Below are 19,592 nucleotides of genomic sequence, written 5' to 3' on the forward strand. Positions count from 1 at the left end.
TTTTTGACGAATTGGCTTTAGAATTAGTTTTGGAGGAAAAATATGAAAGTTTCAAAAATCTTATTGACTTCTGCTGCGCTTCTTGCTTGTGCTGCGGCCGGTTTTGGTCAGGGAAAGCCTTCTGCTTACACCGAAAAGGACTTGGTGTGGCAGGATGATTTTAATGGAAAAAAACTCAACATGAAGGACTGGAATTTTGAATTCCATGAGCCGGGCTGGGTAAACGCGGAATTGCAGTCTTATGACGACTCAAAAAAGAATACTTATCTTAAAGACGGCTGCCTTGTAATTCAGGCGATTAAGACTGAGAAAAAAGACGGCACCGTGACATATACTTCTGGACGAATCAACACTCAGGGAAAACATGCTTACACTTACGGCCGTTTTGAGGCTCGCCTTAAGGTTACGAAGGGCATGGGATTCTTGCCGGCATTCTGGATGATGCCTGATGACGAAAGCTTCTATGGTCAGTGGCCGAAATGTGGTGAGATTGACATCATGGAAGTCATGGGGCAGGAAACTAACAAGCTTTACGGAACTCTTCACTTTGGTGAGCCGCATGGTATGGTTCAGGGCACGAAAATTCTTGATAACGGTAATTTTGCCGATGAATTCCACACTTTTGCTGTTGAGTGGGAGCCTGGTGAAATCCGCTGGTACTGTGACGGCGTAAACTACAAGACCGCAAATGACTGGTTCACAAAAAAGCCTGGTTTTGGCGAACAGACTTTCCCGGCTCCTTTTGACCAGCCTTTCTATATCATTTTCAATGTCGCTGTCGGCGGTTCTTGGGTCGGCTATCCTGATGACACTACTGATTTTGATCCGAAAAAAGACGATGCAAAAATGTTCGTCGATTATGTGAAGGTTTATCAAAAAAAAGAATACAACGAGAATGTCGAGAAGCCGGCTAAGGCTCCTGTCGTCGCAAAGACTGACTCTTCTGGAAACATGGTTTCTACTCAGAAAAGCGCGTGGGAATTCATGACTGCTGGCGGCGGTGCTGGTTCTGTTGATACTGACGGAAAAATGCACACAATCAAGTCAACGAACGCTGGTTCTCTTGAATATTCTGTTCAGTATGTTCAGGCAAAAGTTCCGCTCAATCAGGGATTCCGCTACCGATATTCATTCGATGCTTGGGCTGACGAGAACCGCACGATTATCACTGGTATCACGGCTCCGAATAACAGCTACGAGCGAAGATTTGGCGATGAGAAAGTCAAATTGACCACTCAGAAACAGCATTTCAGCTACGAGTTCAACATGATTGCTGATTCTGACCCGGAATGTCGTCTTGAATACAACTGTGGTGCGCAAGGCTCGACTGCAAATGTTTACATCACTAATATCCGTCTTGAAAAAATCGGTGAAGTTGATTTGAGCTTCGGAAAAAAATGCTTGCCTGACGGAAACTACATCTTGAACGGCCAGTTCCAGGAAGGAAAGGCTCGTTTGGGCAGCTGGCAGATTGACAACAAGGCAAATGCTGAAATCAGCGTTACAAAAGACCGCGCGAGAATGCTCAAGGTTGTTTCGCCGAAAAAGGCAAAGGCTGAGGATGTCGTTCTCAAACAGACTGGAATTCAGCTCGACAAGGGCACAAACTATGTTGTGAAATTCGATGCTTATTCTTCAAAAACAACTAACATCATCGTGAAATACGGAGAAGTTGAGCAGAAAATCCGTGTTATGGCTGCAAAAACTGATTCAAAGACAAAGGCTCTGATTCCGGGACATTTTGAGTGGGTTTACACACCGACTTCTGATAAGGAAATTGATTTCGAGCTTCTTTTGGGTACGGACGGCGCGACTGTTTTCGTAGACAATGTTTATGTCAAAGAAAACTGCGTTGTAATCAACGGCGGTTTTGACACTGGAATGAGCGGCTGGGAATTGTACGCAAACGAAGCTGCAAGCGCAAAATGTGAGGTTGTTGAGAAAGAAGCCCGCGTAAAGATTGACAATACTGGAAGCTTGGACTGGATGATTCAGCTCAAACAGAACGGATGTCTTCTTGAGAAGGGCAAGATGTACAAAATCAGCTTGCGCGCAAAATCTGATCTTGACCGAACAATCATGCTTGCAATGCAGCGCGATGGTTCAAAGGATGACAACTGGTATCCGTATTCAAATACGCTCAAATTCAATGTCGGAAAGGAATACAAGGATTACAGCTGGCAGTTCACGATGGGTATGGACACTGACCCGAATGTAATCTTCACGATTTCGATGGGCGCGGTTTCTAACAAAGTGATTACGCAGCCGCACACTGTAACGATTGACTCGATTGTTGTCGAGGAAATCCAAAAGAAGAAGTAATGAACCAAAAATTACCTCCTGTAATTTTTGGTTCTACGAGAAAATTCTGTTCACCTAACGGCAAACACGGCAAATATCGTTAAGTTTGCCGTTTGAATTTTCTCTCTTTGCTGTTTCCCTGCATCCGTGCAGGGATTTTTTGACTTATAAACTTATAGGATTTGGTTATGAAGAAATTGGCGAGAATCCTGTTTTTTGCTATGATTGGGCTTCTTTTTGTTTCTTGCAGCGGTGATTTTGAAAAGAAAGAAGAAAATGCTTCCGGGGTGTTTATGGAAACTGAGATTGTTAAAAAACTGAAATTGGGTAACGGCTGGAATTTAGGTAACACGCTGGATGCCTATACTAATGAAACCAAAAACAATTTGGGGCTTTCGACGGAAACAAGCTGGGGAATGCCGGGGACCACTCAGGTGATGATTAAGGCTATCAGTGCAAAAGGATTCAAGACAATCCGGATACCTGTGAGCTGGCATAATCATATCACGGACTTGAATTATACGATTGACAGTGAATGGCTGGCTCGCGTCAAGAAGGTCGTTGACTGGTCGATTAATTCTGGTCTGACTGTAATCATCAACATTCACCATGATAATTTGAGCGAGGCGCAGATGTCGTCGACTTACGGATTCTGTGTGCCGGAAGATGCAAATTCCCCGCTCAAAACTCGGTCGATTTCATATATAAAAGCCGTGTGGAATCAAGTCGCTTCGTATTTCAAAAATTATGATGAAAATCTGGTTTTTGAAGTGCTGAATGAGCCTCGCTGTATCGGAAAATCTTACGAATGGAGTACAAACGGATACGACTCAAAGGTCGCGGCCGCAAACAAAATCATTATGGAGTATGAAAAGGCTGCGCTGGACACAATCCGAGCGACTGGCGGCAAAAATGCGAGCCGTTATGTGATGGTTCCGCCTTATGCCGCAAATCCTGACATGAGAAACGGCTGGTCTTTGCCTTCTGATTCTGCGAGCGGAAAGCTGATTGTTTCTGTTCATGCCTACAATCCTTATGAATTCTGCATGAAAGACATGAGCGTTACGGTTTTCAATTCATCTCACAAAGGTTCAATCGATTACCTTTTCAGCTCGCTTGGAACAGATTATGTCTCAAAAGGAATCCCTGTAGTGATGGGGGAGGCGAGCGCAAGCGACAAAAACAACACCGCAGAGCGCAAAAAATGGGTTGAATACTATTATGCAAAAGCCAAAGCTTTGGGTATTCCAGTGATTCTTTGGGATAACATGGTCGTGTGGCCGAACGGAGATGATGCCGGAGAACGCCACGGCTGGTTCAACAGAAAAGATTTGACCTGGTATTATCCTGAATTAGTTGATTTGATGGTTAGATAAAAAAAAACGGTGGCTTTGTAAACCACCGTTTTTTTGTAAGGATTTTGTTTTAGTTTGTGAATGCTGCCATTGCTGTTCCGCGAGTGATGTCAACTTCTTCTGGAAGCATATCGTAGTAGACTTTTTTGCCTTCGAGGATTTTTGCAAGGTATGCTTTTGTTCGCTCGATGACTTTGTAAGTCTTGAAGAATGTAGTTCCGTTGCAAGCTACGCAAATCGGGCTGCTTTCTTCTTTGCCACCCTCACATTGAGTGATGCAGGCTGCGAGAATTACTGCCGCAAGTTTTGCCATGCGGTCTACGAGAGTGTCGAAAATCTCAAAGAGAACTTCTGAATCTTCTTTTGTGGCTTTTGAGAACAAAGCCTTGCCGTTTGAAAGGAAGTCATTGACCTCAATCAAAGAAAGTGCCTCTTTTGAAGCGATTTCTTCGGAAAGCTCGGTAGAGAATAAGCCTTCTTTTGCTGCAATCTGGATTGTTTCGAGCGCGAGTGGGCCGAGATATGCTCCAGAGCAGAGTTTTTCGTAAGGCGCAACACCTGGAGCCACGCTTTTTTTGTCGAGGTTGATGTCGAATTCTGAGTTTTTGAATCCACCGAATTTTGCGCTCTCACAAACGATAATCTGATTCTTTGTTGTGTTGTACTCGGCTTTTGCAGGCTGAACGAATGCTGCGTTGAGGCCTGTTCCGAGGATGAATCCGATGTAAGAAGAGTATTTTTTGCTCGTGCTGCCTGTTCCTGCAAGAAGGGCAGAAGCTGTGTCGTTGAGCAAGATGACCTGAGGGATTTTTGTCCAGCCCTGTTCTTTGAGGGCATTTTTAAGTTCGGCACCGATGTGGCTTCCGACGACCTCTGGAGCTTTTACTTCTTTTGAGAAGTTGTCGAGAATGCCGTCTTTGTCCTCGGTGATTGTCATGGCGTAAGAGAAGCAGAAACAGATTTCGTCACAGCAGTCCTTGAATCGGCTGATGTTGCTTGCGATTTTAGCAAAGAAATCTTTTTTGCTGAGTTCGCCTTCGGTTCCTGGCATTCTTGTCTTTTCAAACTGAGACACTGTGAAAGAGCCGTCGTTTGCGAATGTGACAAGTGAAGAACGGAAATTTGTTCCGCCCGCATCAATTACGATTACTGATTTTTCACGCATCGCGATTGAAGACGGGTCAATATAAGTTTTTATCATGTCCTGGAAAGACTTCTTGCCGGAAAGACCATTGTCCATGTCCTGCAAGAAATCTTTTGTGAGCGATGATAAGTCCAAATCGGTATAAAATCCGTGTTTTTCAAAAAAATTTTTTACTTCCATGCTCATAATGTATCACACTTTTTATTCTTTTACAGCACCCACAGATACGCCACGGATAATATTTCGTGAAAGGAACATGTATACGATTACAAGCGGAATGATTGCCAGACAAATAACCATGTATACCTGACCCATATCGAACTTCTGGTAGTCCGCGCTTCGGAGCTGTGCGATAAGAATCGGAATTGTCTTTTTGAGCTTGCTGTTGATTACCAAAGCAGGGATGAAGTAGTTGTTCCATGAGCTTACGAAAGCGAAGATTGCCTGAACTGCGATTGCCGGCTTCATGAGCGGAATAACGATTGTGTTGAAGATTCGGAATTCCGGGCATCCGTCGATTCGGGCAGCCTCTACGATTGAGTAAGAGAGGGTTGCTGTCATTGCCTGATACATGTAGAAGAATACGACTGGAGCTGCGATTGACGGAATGAAGAGGGCAGGGAGAGTATCAATCATCTTGATTTTGATGAGCAACTGGATGAAACCAAGTGATGAAACCTGTGTCGGAATCATCATGATTGCAAGGATAAGCTTGAATGCAGAAGCCTTTCCCTTGAAATTGTACATATAGATGCCATAAGCAGTCATTGCCGAGAAGTATGTAGTGAGAAGAGCAGACATGAACGATACATAAACGCTGTTGAACAGTGCTCGGACAACCGGTGTGTTTTCATTTTTAAGAAGATTTGAGAGATTCGCGAAGAAAGATGTGCCGAAGAGGGCAGAGAATCCTCGCTGAATCTGCGCGTGATTTCGTGTTGAGTTGACCAAAAGAATGAAGAACGGGAACAAAGATGCAATGGTCAATGCGACAAGGAAAATATAGCAAAGGTTTCGTTTTAAAAATGTTGATTTTGTAGTAACCATTTTATTTTCGTCCTCCGGTCATGTTCTTGTATTTTTTCATTGTCATAGAGTAAATGCTGAAGCTGAAGATACTTGTAAGGAAGAATGTGATTACAGAAACCGCACCTGCCATACCGTAGTTTTTGCTGAACAAATGTTTGTTGAGGTACATGATGAGGGTCATGCTTGTTCGGTTAGGATTACCTTCGCCGTTTGTCAAAATCTGCGGTACATCGAACATCTGAATACCGCCGATAAGGCTTGTAATCAAAACATAAATGAAGATTGGCATGAGCATCGGCATTGTAATTCGGAAGAATACCTGAACCGGATTAGCACCGTCGATTTTTGCTGCCTCAAAGATGCTGTCGTCGATTCCCATGATGCCCGCCATGAGCATGATGGTTGTATTTCCGTACCACATAAGGAAGTTCATCGTAGCGACAAGGCCGCGTGTCCAGCTCTGTGAGCTAAGGAAGCGGATGTTCTCCTCTGCGAATCCCAGTTTGATTAAAATGCTGTTTGCCGGACCGTTGTCCGAGAAAATTGTGAAGAACAACATTGCGAAAGCAGATGCCATGATCAAGTTAGGCATGTAGATGACTGTTTTGAAGAACTGCTGTCCTTTGATTCTTAAATCCGTGCTGGTGAACCATACTGAAAGAAGAAGTGATACACCAATCTGCGGAATGAATCCTACGATCCAAAGAATGAATGTGTTTCCAATGTAGCGAGGCATATCGCTTTTGAAAACCTCGACGAAGTTTTTAAGACCGATGAATTTAGGACCAATCTGCTGCAAACCTACGCGATAGTTTTCAAAAAAGCTGTTCGCAAAAGTTGAAATCAGAGGGATTAGCGAGAATATCGTAAAAACGATAAAGAATGGCGCAATGAAAAAATATCCCCATCTGTTAAAATCATAACCTTTGCCTTTTTTTTCGGCTTTAGTTTTTGTTGTGTCGTTCATAGTAATCCTCTTAATCCTCTCTGATTTCAGATTAATTATTTGCTCAAGTTAGGGTACATCTCGATGACTGAGCGATAGAAGTTATCCCATGCCTGGTCGAGAGTTACCTTTCCGTCGAAGTAGTCTTTCATTGAAGCCTGAATCTTCTCTGACATACCCTGATCGTACTGTGTGATGCAGCTCTTATCGATGCTTGTAGCAGAATCAAGGAAGAATTTGATGTGGTTCTGTCCGCCGAGGAATGGGTTCTTGTAGTCGCTTGTTGCAACTGCTTCCATAGCTGGAACATTGTTTGTGAAGTCACCCTTTTCTTTTGCGATTGCTGTCATTACAGTTGAGTCACATGTAAGAGTTTTGAGGACATCACGGATGATTTCGATGTTGTCTGAGCCTTTAGCACCACAAATCCAAGTGCCACCCCAAGAGAAACCCTGTGGACCTTTACAGAATGCCCAGTCACCGTAAGAACCGTTACCGAGTTCTTTAGGTGCGTTTGCATCGTTCAAAGAGCTTGGAGCCATAACGAAGTCGATGAACCATGCTGGTCCGAAGTATCCGAATACTTTTCCTTTTGCACCCATGCCCTGTGAGCTTTCTGGTGACCAAAGTGAGGCTTTGTTGTTGTAGCCGTTTGATGTGAAGTTCTTTGTCTGCTCGATCCAAGCGTTGATCTGTGGATCAATAACGATTTTGTTGTTTACAACCCATGGCTGTTTCATGTTGTCGCTGAATACGCGGAATGCATCATCATAGCCAGAAAGCATGAAGTAGCCCTTCTTTTTTGCATCTGCTGCAACAGCGTTGAATTTGCTCCAGTCTGCGAGAGCCTCGCCTACTTTTACTGGATCATCTGTGCCGAGAACATCTTTTGCGATTGAGCGGCGATAGATGAATCCGCCCGGACAAGCCTGCCAAGTAAGACCTTTGAGGTTGCCTTTTGAATCAGTCATGATGTCTTTTGTATATTTGTACTGATTTTTGATGTCCTGCTGTGAGAGGCCGATGTCGTTGATTACATCGAGAGTGAAGTCTGTGTCAACATATTTGAGTGCGTAGTCAGCCTCAACAAGGAACAAGTCGATTTTCTCGTCTGTTGGAACAGAATCCTGGCGCATGAGTGCTTCATCAAGCTTGTCCTGATAAGCACTGCCCTGGTTTGGTGTCATGACCCAGTTGACTTTTACATCAGCAGGAAGTTTTTTAGCGTAGTAGTTGTTAAAACGCTCCTGGAATTCTTCGTTCCAAACATAAATGTTCAAAACTTTTCCAGCTTTTGGTGCAGCTGCTGGTGCTTCTGCCTTTTTCTCTTTACATCCGTTGAGAGCAACGAGAGAAGCGAGTGCCATTGCGGCAACAACGATTTTTTTCATACTTTTTTCCTCCTTTTAGTATGACTTTTCGTTATATAATATATTTTATTATAACCCTGATACTCTTATACTACAACCTTTTCGTGATAAAGTCTAAGGGTCAATCGGGTATAAAAATATAAAAATTTTGTAAAAAATATCAATATTTTGGGATTTTTTCAGTATTCAACAGGGTAATCTTATTATATAATAAGATATCAATTTTCTGGGGATGTCATAAATGGGAATACAGGACGAACTCGCAAAGGTTGAATTCAAGAATCGCGAATATCTCATAAAGCATATTTCTTATGATCGGGAAATGGCTTTTTATCAAAGCATCGGCAATGGCGATATGGAGGAGATGAAACGCCTTTTCATACCGTTCAATGTCGAGGGCTTTGGAAAACTGAGCGAAAATCCTCTCCGCAATTTAAAGTATCATCTTATAATTACGGTGGCCATGATTACGCGGTATGTAATCGAGGCCGGACTTGAAATGGAGGCTGCCTATAATCTCAGCGACATTTACATCAGAAAAATCGATGTATGCGGTGACGAGGACAGCATCCGTAAAATCCATGAGGAGCTTTGCGAGGCTTATGTCAAGCGAATGCAGGCCTGCAAAAGGCGTCGGTTGTACTCAAAGCCGGTTTCCCAGTGTATTGATTACATTTATGACAATCTCCATGAGAAGATTTCCCTTGAGGATCTTGCCGAAGTTTCCGGGGTCAGCAGTTCCTACATATCAAAACTTTTTCATTCTGAGGTAGGAATTACAATCGCCCAGTACATCCAGAAAAAGAAGATCGAGGCTGCGAAAAATCTTCTGTTGTTCACTGATTATTCCATCACTGATATTTCAAACTACATGCAGTTCAGCACGGAAAGCTATTTTATCAGCGTTTTCCGTAAGTTCTGCGGGGTTACGCCCAAGAAATTCCGGGAAGTTCACTTCCGCTCGAAATTATCCAAAAGCGCAAGCCCAAAAGACGACTAGAAAGCCTTGAATCAGCTTACGGTCGCCTGAATTTCAGAAATTTCTCCGCTTCTTGAGAACAGGAGGCGGCTTTCTTCTTCTGGAAGGATGCTGCCTTTAAAACTGAGCGTTTTTCCGTCCTTCATGATTACAGTCAGATTTTTCTCCTTGCCCTGAGTGTAGGTAATTTTTGTTCCGCACCAGGTAAAGTGAATCTGATTGCTGTCGGTGAAATCCTTTTTTTCAAGATATGTCGGGTTGAACACGGCTTTTCCGTCATCGATGTCGAGTCCGAGTTCACGCCAGCGGCAGATGATTTCTTCTTTTACTTGTCCTGTCATGCCCGGCTGTCTTGCGCCCTGTTTGAAAGGCGTGTGCGAGTATGGGTCGAACGGGAATGCTCCGTATTCCTGTGGCGTTTTGCTGCTTCCAAGACCTTTTTTGACATCCTTGTAGAATGAGATGAACGGATCTTTGGAATTTACGATGTTTTCCTGAACGGCGAGCAGGAGTTTTGAGACCATGTGCCAGTAAATGCAGCCAAGTCCTTCGTAAGCGTAGAAAGTTCCTGAACGGCCGGTGAAGCTCTGGTGATTGAAAATCTTTTCGTAGAGCTTGAGCAGTGCTTCTTTTTCATATTTGTTAGGCTTTTTCTCATCGGAAAGTGAATCAATTGCCTTTTCGAGACATTCGGCGTTTCGGAATTCCGCGTTGAAGTGGTATGTTCCGCCCAAATCCCGGAGAATGATTGAATTTCCTGTTCGTTTTAAGAAGTCCTCAAGGCCGCGCAAATCTGTCGTTTTGAATGCGTTTTTCTCCATGAATGTCGGAAGAGGAGTGTTAGGGTAGAGCATGTAAGAATGTTGGTTTTCCTCGAACAGGTCGCTTCCGTGCATTTTTTCCAGGACCAGCTTTTTCTCGTTTTTGTTGAGAACCGCGCAGCTGAGTGCGGCAACCTGGCCTTCGAGCATGAGCTTGAGGTTGACGATGTTGATTTCTTCTTCTGAGACAACGACTGAGTTGTATGAATGGAAGAGTCCGTCAGAGCGTTTGTTTGCTTCAATTGATTTTTTAAGGGCTTCTTCAAAAACTTTGAGGCTTTGTATGATTTTTCGGGCAGAAAGCTGCTCGTAATCCTCAGAGAAGCCGTTTTTGTAGAGGCTCGTGCGTTCTTTTTCGAAAAGCAGTCCGATTTCGTCAGTGAAAATTTTTCTTTCTTTGTTTGTGATTCCTTCGCTGGTTCTTGAGCTAAAATTCTTGTAAATTTCAACCGTTTTTTGAAGGGTTTTCGCTACGGTTTTGTTGATTTCAAAAGTTCCGTCTGAATCTTCAAAAAGTTTGATGAGGAAGGAAATCATTCGGGCGAGGTAACACATCGTTACGACGGAAGTTCCCCAGCCTGCAAGCGCGTTGTTCGCATCATTCCACTCTGGACGCTGCATGTTCATCCAGATTCCTGCTTCCGGGATGTGGTTGAGCATTTTTGCGAGGATGAGCTGCGTGATTTTTGTCGCCATTGTCGTGAGGAGAAGCTTTGAGTCCTTTCCGAGCAGGCAGCGTGCGTCAGTTCCGAAATTTATTTCTTTTTCGCGGAGTTTTTTGTCCAAATCGTAGTCAAATCTGATTGAATTCCGCGGATCTTTGAGAATCTCTTCGTAGCTCTTGATTCTGTAAGGAATGTTCGCCGTTGAGAAGACTTTTTCGTTCATCAGCGAGAGAAGTTCCTTCTTGTTGTATTTTGCGAGGAATTCAAGGATTTTCTGGAGGTAAATTACCTGATGGTCGCCCCAGAATCCGAACTGCGCCCACGGGTTTCCTTCTTCCGGAACTTCCCAGTCCAAACCTTCGCGGCTGATTCGGTACGGATTGTAGCCTTCGATGGTCATTGTGTTGAGGAAGACTGAGCATACATTTACGGCATATTCCGGATAAGACCAGAGAAGTGCTTCCCAGTTCTGGAAAATGTCGCGCCAGTTGCCCTCGTAGCTGATTTTTTCTGAGCCGTCCTGTGCAATCAGGTCGATGTTGAAGCGGTTCCACGGTCGGCTTGGGTCTCCGTGCCTGCGTGAGAATGTGAGCGGGAGATATTCGAGGAACATTCGTTTGAGCTGAGTGTCGCCGTTGCTAAAAACAAGTTCTTTAAGCTCGTTTCGGCTGACAGAATCTTTTGAAGCGAGGTTTGAGCCGTTTATGAGCGATTCGATTTGTGCCCCTGCTTCCTTGTTGCGGTTTTTTGCGAAATTTACGAAGTCGCTCAGCCTGATTTTGCCTTCGTCTGCGAAAATTCCGCCTCGCATGATGTTGAACATGACGTTTGTGCGGTGGTGAAGGTCGGAAATCGCATTTCCTGATGTCTGAACGCCGTCCGCCTCAGCAATTTTTTCATTGAGTGCCAAGTCAGTCGCTTTTATATCCTCGGCGAGAAGTTTCCATGCGTTTTCGCGGTTTTCAATTTGGGATTTGAGTTCCATGAGCTTTGAAACATCGTAATCAACATCAAAAACCTGCTCCCAACATTCCGCGCTTTTTCCGTGAAGCTCGCTCTGGTGGATGATGAAGCATTGCCCGCGCTTTCCGTTGAGTTCCTTTTTTTGTGCCTGAAGGAAATCCGATTTGCCTGAGAGGAACATTTCGATTGAGTCCTCGGAAAGAATGATCGGGTCGTTCGTGGTGAACCAGCAGACATTTGTTTTTAAAGATTCGCTCGGCTCGGCCTTGTCAGTTACGATTGATGAGAGCGTGAAAAGGGCTGTGTTTGAGACTGGCTCGATTTCAGTCTTTTTGTATGCGTCGAGAAGAACGCTTTTGTTGTTCTGGATGTTGCTGTCGCATGATGACGGCAGGATGTTGCGGCATCCGTCAAGAATTTTCAGCGTGATTCTTTTGTCAGTGAGATTTTCGATTCGGCAGCATTTTACGAGTCCGAATTTTGCGCTTGAAGTCCAGCCGTATCGGAAGGAAATTCCTGCGAGAAGATTGATTTCCTCAAACCAGATTTTGCTTCCGTTGAGATTTTTGTAAAGGTTCCGCTGAATGCCGATTTCTTCGTTGTACCGGCCGATTCCTGTGCTGAAAAGATTTTCAAACGGCTGCCAGATAATGCCTCTTTTTCCTTCGCTTTTGATTTTGATTATCGTGATGGAGCCGGTCGTGCCTTTTATGTCCTGAATTTTGTCGCATGTGTAATATGGGAAAATCGGGTGGTCACAGTTTTTTCGTCCTGCTGTAATTCCTCCCTGCGCCCAGCAGAAATTCCATACATCGCTGGAACTTGTGATGGTCATGAAAAAATCTTCCATCGCATCAAAGTTTTCGATTTTGTAAAATTCTTCACCGTCCAGAAAAACTGGAGTTCCGGAAACACTTTTTTTCATTTTATCCTCCGTGCCACTTACTTTTGTAAATTATTGCCTTGAAATTTTGAAAAAAACTATCAAAAATATTAAAATTATATCAAAGAATTATTCTAATTCAATTTTTAATAAATCGCAAAAAAAAGATATTTTTTCAAAATTTTTGCTATGGTTATGGCGGGAACGATTGTATAAATGAAATAAATGTGTTTTTAAAAGGGGGCATTTTTATGAAAAAATGTTTGATTCTTGTTTTTCTTTCTATATTATCACTCTCGGCGTTTGCGGGCGAAAAGTATAATTTCAGCTCAAAGGGTGCCGTAAAGGATAAAAAATCTGTTCAGTTCAATGAATGTACTGCTCTGGAACTTGCTGAAAAAATGAAGTGCGGTTGGAATTTGGGCAACACTCTGGATGCAAACGGCAAAACAGGGCTTGCTTCTGAGCAGAGCTGGGGACAGCCTGAGACGACAAAAGAAATGATTGATGCAATTGCTGCTGCCGGATTCAAGACGATTCGAATTCCTACAAGCTGGGCGAACCATCTTGTTGATTCGAATTATACTATTGATCCGGCATGGATGGCCCGCGTTAAGCAGATTGTTGACTGGGCTGTTTCGGACGGACTTTATGTTATTTTGAATGACCATCATGACAATTACGAGAGGGAAGGGCTGATGCCGAAAGGGAAGGGCTATTATCCAAGCTCTTTGAACTACAACGAATCGATGTTTTTTGTAAGGAATGTCTGGGCTCAGATTTGCGTGGCATTCAACAAGGGCTACGACGAGCATCTTATTTTTGAGGTTTTGAATGAGCCTCGTCTTCGCGGGCATGACCATGAGTGGTGGTACAATCAGGGCTGCACGGTCTGCAAGGATGGCGCAAAAAATCTTAACAAGCTCAATCAGCTTGCGCTCAATACAATCCGTGCTTCGGGCAAGAACAATGCAAAACGATTTGTGATGGTGACAGGTCTTGCGGCATCAATAAATTCTTACCAAGCGGATGAATCTTGGAAGCTGCCGGAGGATTCTGCTAATGGAAAGCTTTTGATTTCTGTTCACCTGTATTCACCGTATTCTTTTGCGATGGAAAATCCTGGCGAAACGGTTTTTATGGAAAAACATCAGAATGAACTTGCGTATAATTTTTCTTGGCTGAATGATCGTTTTGTCTCAAAGGGAATTCCTGTGATTATCGGAGAATTTGGCGCGACCAACAAAAACAATCTTGAAGAGCGCGTAAAATGGTTTGAATATTTCGTTGGTGAATCTCACAAGTACAAAATGGTCTGCTGTCTTTGGGATAACGGCGACCCGAACGCAAAAAACACTTTCGAGGAAAAATTCGGATTCTTCAACAGAAAGGAAAGAACATGGTTCTTCCCAGAAATTATCGAAGCGATTGTAAAGAATTCCGGGGAATAAACGCCAAAAGAAAAAGGTTTATATTTGGAAAAGAAAAGCAAAAACAAGCGTAGGCGGCAAGCACTGGCGTTGTTGTGCTTGTTTGGTTATGGCATGAATCCACTTTGTGCGAGCGAAGCGAGTCTAATTTCCGATTTCGCACAACCTAGCGAGCGTCAAGAAAACTTGCGAGGCAAGTTTTTAGCGAGTCTCCGAAGCAGCTGTGCTGCGTAGGTGGATTCTAATGCCATGTTCCCGCCGGGAGCTTGTTTTTGTTTTATCTAGTTAATTGTAAAACTATTTCTTTTGTCCGTAATATGCGTTCGGACCGTGCTTTCGCTGATAGTGCTTGTCGATGATGTATGCCGGAAGCTGTGTTGCCGCCGGGTTCACTTGAAGCGTGATTGTCGCCATTTTTGCGACTTCTTCAAGGACTGCCGCATTGTAAACGGCTTTGTCAGGTGTCGCACCCCATGTGAAAGGCCCGTGACCTGCGACCAGAACCATCGTCGTTTCAGCCGGATGCAAGCCTTCGTCGGCAAAGTGTTTTACAATCAGGTTGCCGGTTTCAAGCTCGTAGTTGCGTGTGAGCGCGTCTTTTGTGATGTAAGGCGTGCATGGAACTACCGACTGAATGTGGTCAGCGTGTGTCGTTCCGAAAAGCGGGATTGGCCGCTGAGCCTGTGCCCAACCGACCGCGTAAGTCGAGTGAGTGTGAACGATTCCGCCGATTTTTGCCCCGCCTTTTACAGCCCATTCTTTGTAGAGAACGAGATGCGTGTTCGTATCGCTCGATGGATTCAATTCTCCTTCAACAACTTTTCCATCCAAATCAACAACTACCATGCTGTCAACAGTAAGCTCAGGATATGCGACTCCAGACGGCTTGATTGCGAAAACACCGGCATCCGGGTCGAATGCCGAAACATTGCCCCAGGTGTAAATCGCGAGTTTTTGTGCAGGAATCTGCATGTTGGCTTCGTAAGCCTGTTCTTTTATTGTCTGAAACATGCTCATTTTTTGTCTCCTTAGCGTTTTGCGTTCCAATAAGCTGCGTTCCAGCGAAGCTCATTGCGGATTTGAGGAATTGTCGTGTTCTTGTCGATCGCAACGCACTCGATTCCGACCATTTCAGCCCAGTCGCGGAGCTGTTCCGTTGAAATAATGTTACTAAATGCAGTGTGGTGTCCGCCGCCAGCCAAAATCCATGCTTCGGCACTTGTCGCGAGGCTTGGATATGGTTTCCAGAGCATTCGTGCTACAGGGAGTTTTGGAAGTGGAGCTTCCGGTGGAATTACATTGATTTCGTTCACTACACAGCGGAAACGGTTGCCCATGTCAACGACGGCAGCAACCAGGCCTTCACCTTCGAGAGTGTTGAATACCATTCGTGCTGGTGGCTCTTTGTCACCGATACCGAGGTGATGAACTTCGATTTTTGGCTTAGAAACAGCGATTTCCGGGTCAACCTCAAGCATGTGGCTTCCCATGTTCGCTTCTTTGCCTTTAACGAGATTGTATGTGTAATCTTCCATGAAAGCATTGCCTTTTTTGCCTTCGACAACCTGGCCTGCTGTCATTGCCTTGAATGTGCGGACGAGAGCCGAGGTCTTCCAGTCACCTTCTGCACCGAATCCGTAACCGTCAGCAAGCAATCTCTGGATTGCCAAGCCTGGAAGCTGCTTCATTCCGTGCAAGTCCTGGAAGTTTGTACAAAGTGCCTTTCCGTCATTGTCTTCGAGGAAGCGGCGGAGTGCGATTTCAATTTTAGCCTGTTCTTTAATCTGACCGATTACGAAATCTTTGTCGAATCCGTTTCCGCAGTCATAAACAATTTCGTATTTCTGATTGTATTCGTCGAAGAGAGCGTCAACATCACCCTGTTTGACTTCGTTCATGTAAGCAACCAAGTCACCGATTCCGTAATATGGAACGCTCCAGCCGAATTTTATCATTGCCTCAACTTTGTCGCCGTCTGTTACAGCAACTTCTCGCATGTTGTCGCCAAAACGGAGCACGCGCAATGTTTTTCCGTCTGCAACGGCACGGGCAACTCGCATCCAGTCAGAAATTCGTTTCTGTGTGTCTGGGTCTGCCCAGTGTCCGACGATTACTTTGCGTGGTAAATCCATGCGGCTTGTGATGAAGCCAAATTCTCGGTCTCCGTGTGCGCTCTGGTTCAAGTTCATGAAGTCCATGTCCATTGTTGCGTAAGGGATTTCGACATTGAACTGAGTGTTGAGCTGCAAGAGTGGCTTTTTGTATGCGTTGAGGCCTGCAATCCACATTTTTGCCGGGCTGAAAGTGTGGCACCATACGATTACGCCGGCACATTTGTCGCAAGCATTTGCTTCTTCCAAAGTCTGGTGAATTGAAGAAGGAGTGAGGAGGGTCGGCTTCCATACCAGCTGGCATGGGAATCCTGCCTTTGCGTTCAATTCCTCAACGATTTTTTTTGAATTTGCGGCAACCTGCTTTAAAGTTTCTTCGCCGTACAAATCCTGACTACCTGTTAAGAACCAAAATTCATATCCTGATAAAGATTTTTCCAATGCGTTCATTTTTGTCTCCTTATGTATGTGCGTTTTTTACTCGATATTTTCGATTGCAGCTTTTTCGATTGCAAGGCCTTTTGTGTAGCGCGCGAAGAATTCGTTGAATCCGTCAACATCTTCCTTTTTTGCTTCGACCGTTGTTTTTTTGCTTGTCTTGAATACACTTTCGTTGAGCCAAACATCGAGTGGCTTTCCGTTTGCGTTTACGAGATAGCTTGCAAGAACTGCCATTCCCCATGGACCGCCTTCACCTGCTGTCTCAAGAGCAGAAACTGGTGTGTGCAGTGCGGCTGACATGATTGTGAGGCCTGTTTCGGCTGTCTTAAAGAATCCGCCGTGACCTGTGAGACTGTCGATTTTGACATTTTCTTTGTCAAAAAGGATGTCCATGCCGCATCGGAGCGCACCAAGAGCCGTGAAAAGCTGTGCGCGGATGAAATTTGCCATGGTGAAATTTGCGTGCTGAGTGCGGACGAAAAGCGGACGGCCTTCCGTGAGGCCTGTGATGCTTTCGCCAGAAAGATAGTTGAACGGAAGCAATCCGCCGCAGTCTTTGTCGCCAGTGAGAGCTGATTTGAGCAATGTGCCGTAAAGCTTGCCTTTATCAACCTGGCAACCGGTTGCCTTGATAACTTCATCGAACAGATTTACCCAATGATCAAATTCTCCCATGCAGTTGTTTGCGTGAGCCATTGCAACGAGAGCACCATCCGGGGTTGTGACCAAATCAATGAGTCCGTTGTAAGCTTTGCTCAAGTCTTTTTCGAGAACGACCATTGCAAAGACCGAAGTTCCTGCCGAGACATTGCCAGTGCGTTTTGCGACAGCGTTTGTGGCAATCATTCCAGTTCCCGCGTCACCTTCTGGCGGGGCAAGACGAGTGCCTGATTCAAGCTCGCCTGTCGGGTCGAGGATTTTTGCTCCTTCGGCGGTCAAAGTTCCTGCATCTTCACCGGCAAGAAGCACTTTCGGAAGAATTTCTTCGAGTTTCCAGGAGAATTTTTTATCTGCGATGAGATTGTCGAATTTTGCGATGAAATCTTTGTTGTAGTTCTTTGTGGCTGTGTCAATCGGGAACATTCCGCTGGCATCACCAATTCCAAGCACTTTCTGGCCTGTGAGCTTCCAGTGAATGAAACCTGCGAGGGTTGTGAAGAATGCAACATCTTTTACATGCGGCTCGTTGTTCAAAATTGCCTGATAAAGATGTGAAATGCTCCATCGTTCTGGAATCGGGTAGCCGAAAAGTGCAGAAAGTTTTTCTGAAGCGGCTCCTGTGATTGTGTTTCGCCATGTTCTGAACGGAACCAGAAGATTGCCGTTTTTGTCAAAAGCAAGATAGCCGTGCATCATAGCTGAGAAGCCGAGAGCACGAATTTTTTTGAGCGCAATTCCGTATTTTTCTTTTACATCGCGCTTTAAATCTGCATAAGCCGATTGAAGGCCTGTGATGATTTCTTCCTGTGAATAAGTCCAGATGCCATCGATGAGGGAGTTTTCCCAAGTGTGGCTTCCCTGAGCAGCAGGTGCGTTGGTCGAATCAATAAGAACAGCCTTGATTCGCGTTGAGCCGAATTCGATACCGACAATAGCGTTACCGGATTCGATGAGTTTTTTGACTTCTTCCGTTGTCAATTTTTTAATCTCCTTTTTTTTATTTTTTGACTTTAAATCTAAGTACATTCCAAGATGCGGATTTTAAAGTCACAGCATAGATACTATTTTCACTCTGAATTGGCGAAATTGCAACTGTTTTTACAGCATCTGGTGATTCAAGCGAATTTTTTGCGTTCAAATCACTTCCGCTCAATTCTGTTCTCAAAATCATCTCTGTTTTTCCGAATGAAGAAAGGTCGATTTCAGTTTCAGAAGATTCATTCTTGTTTGTATTGAGTGCAAAAACGGTCACTTCATCATTTTCTTCATTATATATAGTGCTGAAAATTGCAGCCGGAACTTCTCCATAAGCTTCGGTTATTTTGTTTTCGGTTCGGACTATCGGCATGAGGACAGTTCCGCGGCCATAAACAGAAATATCCCGGAACGGAAAGTAAATTGACTGCTTGTATGCGCCTTTTCCCGGCTCGGTGAAGACAGGTGCGATGACATTTACAAGCTGAGCAAGGCAAGCGACTTTCACTCGGTCTGCGTGATTGAGAAGTGTGATTGCCATGCCGCTGAATGCGAGCGCATCAAGAAGAGAGTAGTGGTCTTCAAGGATTCTTGGGGCTTGTGTCCACGGATGAGGCTCCATCTTGCTCTGATACCAGATGTTCCATTCGTCAAAGGAAAGCATCATCTCTTTTTTGCTTCGTTTGAGTGCTTTTACATAGTCACAGGTTGCGACACTTGTTTTGATGAACTGTTCCATGTCATAGAAAGAGGCGAGGAAGTCATCATCATTTCCGCGGTTTTCAAAATACCGGTGAATCGAAATATAATCAGCGAGGTCGTAAGTGTGCTCAAGAACGATTCTGTCCCATTCCGGGTATGTCGGCATTGAAGTTGATGCGCTTCCGCACACGATTGTCTGAATCCGCTCGTCAGTCCATTTCATCAGTTTGATTGTCTCGCGGGCTTTTTTGCCGTAATCAACTGCATCGAGATGACAGATTTGCCACGGTCCGTCCATTTCGTTTCCGATGCACCAATATTTGATGTCATGCGGCTCTTTGTGTCCGTTTTTGATTCTGAGGTCGCTCCATGCCGTTCCGCTCGGATAATTGCAGTATTCAACCATGTCGGCGGCATCCTGCGGGGTTCCTGTTCCCATGTTGACGGCGGCCATTACTTCTGTACCGGCTTTTTTTGCCCAGTCAGCGAATTCATCGATTCCAATCTGATTTGTTTCGATTGTGTGCCATGCCCGGTCAAGTCGGACTGGCCGGCTTTCTCGTGGCCCGATTCCGTCCTTCCAGTTGTAGCCCGAAAGAAAGTTGCCGCCCGGATAGCGAACCAAGCCTACGCGCAAATCTTTGACAAGCTCGATTACATCTTTTCGGAATCCCTGCTCATCAGCAGTTTTGTGCCCTGGTTCATAAATTCCTGTGTAAACGGCACGACCCAAATGCTCAATGAACGAGCTGAAAAGTTTGTCATCGACCTGACCATTTGTAAATTCCTTTACGATTGTAACTTTTGTGTTCATAAA

Annotated in this window: 13 protein-coding genes; 4 read left to right on the top strand and 9 right to left on the bottom strand. The window is 44.6% G+C overall.

Going from position 1 to position 19,592, the window contains the following annotated elements; genetic code table 11:
- The first annotated feature begins 42 nt into the window (after positions 1–42).
- Positions 43–2,322 (top strand): carbohydrate binding domain-containing protein, encoded by a 2,280-nt coding sequence (locus IJJ71_RS10370; protein ID WP_296846838.1) that lies wholly within the window; start codon positions 43–45, stop codon positions 2,320–2,322.
- A gap of 167 nt (positions 2,323–2,489) precedes the next feature.
- Complete coding sequence (locus tag IJJ71_RS10375) at positions 2,490–3,677, top strand: glycoside hydrolase family 5 protein (RefSeq protein WP_296846840.1); 1,188 nt, start codon at positions 2,490–2,492, stop codon at positions 3,675–3,677.
- A gap of 49 nt (positions 3,678–3,726) precedes the next feature.
- On the opposite strand, the gene IJJ71_RS10380 is transcribed toward IJJ71_RS10375, so the two are convergent.
- Genes IJJ71_RS10380 through IJJ71_RS10395 form a run of 4 tightly spaced genes read right to left on the bottom strand, consistent with a single transcriptional unit; the run spans position 3,727 to position 8,166 of the window.
- Entirely contained in the window at positions 3,727–4,980 is a 1,254-nt protein-coding gene (locus IJJ71_RS10380) for a hexokinase family protein (RefSeq protein ID WP_296846842.1), read from the bottom strand.
- Positions 4,981–5,001: 21 nt separating this feature from the next.
- Entirely contained in the window at positions 5,002–5,847 is an 846-nt protein-coding gene (locus tag IJJ71_RS10385) for a carbohydrate ABC transporter permease (protein WP_296846844.1), read from the bottom strand.
- A gap of 1 nt (position 5,848) precedes the next feature.
- Complete coding sequence (locus IJJ71_RS10390; RefSeq protein WP_296846845.1) at positions 5,849–6,796, bottom strand: carbohydrate ABC transporter permease; 948 nt, start codon at positions 6,794–6,796, stop codon at positions 5,849–5,851.
- 35 nt (positions 6,797–6,831) lie between these two features.
- Positions 6,832–8,166: a carbohydrate ABC transporter substrate-binding protein gene (locus IJJ71_RS10395; RefSeq protein ID WP_296846846.1), complete on the bottom strand. Its 1,335-nt coding sequence runs from the start codon at positions 8,164–8,166 to the stop codon at positions 6,832–6,834.
- Between the two features lie 220 nt (positions 8,167–8,386).
- Between IJJ71_RS10395 and IJJ71_RS10400 the strand changes: the two genes are divergently transcribed.
- On the top strand, positions 8,387–9,145 hold the full coding sequence (locus IJJ71_RS10400; protein ID WP_296846847.1) for a helix-turn-helix transcriptional regulator: 759 nt from the start codon (positions 8,387–8,389) through the stop codon (positions 9,143–9,145).
- 11 nt (positions 9,146–9,156) lie between these two features.
- Here IJJ71_RS10400 and IJJ71_RS10405 read toward each other — a convergent pair whose 3' ends face one another.
- A complete protein-coding gene (locus IJJ71_RS10405) occupies positions 9,157–12,498 on the bottom strand; it encodes a hypothetical protein (protein ID WP_296846849.1) in 3,342 nt (1,113 codons plus the stop codon).
- 209 nt (positions 12,499–12,707) lie between these two features.
- Here IJJ71_RS10405 and IJJ71_RS10410 point away from each other — a divergent pair, with 209 nt between their 5' ends.
- The gene (locus tag IJJ71_RS10410) at positions 12,708–13,907 is read left to right on the top strand and encodes a glycoside hydrolase family 5 protein (protein ID WP_296846850.1); all 1,200 of its coding nucleotides are present in this window, start codon (positions 12,708–12,710) and stop codon (positions 13,905–13,907) included.
- A 276-nt stretch (positions 13,908–14,183) separates the two neighbouring features.
- On the opposite strand, the gene araD is transcribed toward IJJ71_RS10410, so the two are convergent.
- From araD to arfA, 4 genes are read right to left on the bottom strand one after another with little or no spacing between them, the layout of a single operon-like run.
- A complete protein-coding gene (gene araD, locus IJJ71_RS10415; RefSeq protein ID WP_296846851.1) occupies positions 14,184–14,903 on the bottom strand; it encodes an L-ribulose-5-phosphate 4-epimerase AraD in 720 nt (239 codons plus the stop codon).
- Between the two features lie 11 nt (positions 14,904–14,914).
- Complete coding sequence (gene araA / locus IJJ71_RS10420; protein ID WP_296846852.1) at positions 14,915–16,447, bottom strand: L-arabinose isomerase; 1,533 nt, start codon at positions 16,445–16,447, stop codon at positions 14,915–14,917.
- Between the two features lie 27 nt (positions 16,448–16,474).
- Positions 16,475–18,076, bottom strand: coding sequence for a xylulokinase (locus tag IJJ71_RS10425; protein WP_296846853.1), 1,602 nt, complete (start codon positions 18,074–18,076; stop codon positions 16,475–16,477).
- A gap of 19 nt (positions 18,077–18,095) precedes the next feature.
- A complete protein-coding gene (gene arfA / locus IJJ71_RS10430) occupies positions 18,096–19,589 on the bottom strand; it encodes an arabinosylfuranosidase ArfA (RefSeq protein ID WP_296846854.1) in 1,494 nt (497 codons plus the stop codon).
- Positions 19,590–19,592: the final 3 nt, after the last annotated feature.

The sequence above is a fragment of the Treponema sp. genome (assembly GCF_017430385.1).
Lineage (GTDB): Bacteria > Spirochaetota > Spirochaetia > Treponematales > Treponemataceae > Treponema_D.